Origin of the sequence: Mesorhizobium sp. M1428, assembly GCF_040317515.1 — a bacterium.
Classification (GTDB): Bacteria; Pseudomonadota; Alphaproteobacteria; order Rhizobiales; family Rhizobiaceae; genus Mesorhizobium.
Genome location: NZ_JAMYKT010000073.1, coordinates 1 through 1,050, shown reverse-complemented (window position 1 = coordinate 1,050; position 1,050 = coordinate 1). Strand labels below are relative to the sequence as shown.

At 64.2% G+C, this 1,050-nt stretch carries 1 protein-coding gene; it reads right to left on the bottom strand.

The features are described from left to right. Window positions 1-16: 16 nt before the first annotated feature. A protein-coding gene (locus NKG60_RS32170) for an IS630 family transposase (protein ID WP_352976693.1) occupies window positions 17-960 on the bottom strand; the annotation gives its coding sequence in 2 pieces (ribosomal slippage) (window positions 17-624 and window positions 624-960; 945 coding nt in all). Between the last annotated feature and the right edge of the window lie 90 nt (window positions 961-1,050).

The following is a 1,050-nucleotide window of genomic DNA, read 5'->3' as shown; positions in this document are numbered from 1 at the left end:
CTAGAGCACGTCCTGTTTAATCCGGTTCATATCCTGCGGCTTTGAAGTAGTTGGCACATTCGGCTGGGGTGAAGAGGTCGACGACCGCGCCGACCGCGTCCCAGAGAGCCTTGATGGTTCTCTCGGCCTTTGCTCGCAGCAGCGCCTTAAGTTTGGCGAAGGCGTTCTCAATCGGATTGAAGTCGGGACTGTAGGGCGGCAGGTAGAGCAGGCTCGCGCCTGCGGCCTCAATCGCGTCGCGCACGCCGGCGGCCTTGTGGGCGGGAAGGTTGTCCATGACGACTACGTCGCCCTCCGACAATGTAGGGACCAGCACCTGCTCGACATAGGCCAGGAACACGTTGCCGTTCATGGCGCCATCGTAGACGAAGGGCGCAGTCATGCCCGTCAGCCGCAGCGCTCCGGTGAAGGTCGTGGTCTTCCAGTGGCCATGCGGCACGCCGGCCCGGCAGCGCTCGCCGCGCGGCGCTCTTCCACGCAGGCGGGCCATCTTTGTGGAGAGGCCGGTCTCATCGATGAACACGAGCTTCGCCGGATCGAGATCGAGCTGGCCATCGAACCAGTCCCGGCGCCGCTTCAGGACATCGGGGCGATCCTGCTCCAGTGCGTGCGCGGACTTTTTTTGAATGTCCAGCCATGGCCGCGAAGCCAGGCGCTCAAGGCGCTGCGGCTGATCCGCATCGACTGCTCGGCGACGAGCCGCTCCACCATCTCGTTCAGCGTGATGTCCTTGCGCTCCTCGATCAGCCCGACGATGAAGGCTTCATGCGCATCGAGGCCGGAGGCGCGGCGGCGGCCCTGCGGGCGTGGCGCCAGTTCGCCGATCTTCGCCCGCGCAATCCAGCGGATCGCGCTGGACACTCCCACGCCGAACCGCGCCGCCGCTTGCCGCGCCGACATGCCCTCGTCCGAAGCCTTCAAGACCCGCGACCGAAGATCCCCGCTCAATGCTCTTCCCATCGTCCACCTCCATCGAGGTGGATGTTGAATCAGCACAAAACGCAGCCGTCACATCACAATCGATTCATCGATCACAGGACGTGCTCTAGG